We start from the raw sequence: 322 nt of genomic DNA on the forward strand, positions 1-322 counted from the left end.
GGGGCTTGCAGCAGTCGGGTTTTCGCTTTGAACTCAAGGGCGGAACGTCGCTCTCGAAAGGGCATGGCCTTATCCATCGGTTCTCCGAGGACATCGACATCCTGATTAACCCCGACTTGGACGATCTCCCAATCGGCAAGAACCAGAACAAACCCGCCCATATAGAGGCACGCCGTACATTCTATGACGGCCTGTCGGCCAAGATCACGATCCCCGGCATCAGCGACGTCGGGCGCGACGAAGCATTCGATGACCAGCGCATGCGCAGTGCTGGCATCCGCCTGCATTATACTCCCCGCAACACTCTGCCGGAGGGCGTCAA

Annotated in this window: 1 protein-coding gene; it reads left to right on the forward strand. The window is 58.7% G+C overall.

All coding sequences use genetic code 11. The annotated features are described in order from the left end of the window. Positions 1-5: 5 nt before the first annotated feature. Positions 6-322, forward strand: a 317-nt coding sequence (locus tag MRBLSP13_RS22500; protein ID WP_414714735.1) for a nucleotidyl transferase AbiEii/AbiGii toxin family protein, incomplete at its 3' end; no start/stop codon positions are given.

The sequence above is a fragment of the Sphingobium sp. LSP13-1-1.1 genome, assembly GCF_040676415.1.
In the GTDB taxonomy this organism is placed as follows: Bacteria; Pseudomonadota; Alphaproteobacteria; order Sphingomonadales; family Sphingomonadaceae; genus Sphingobium.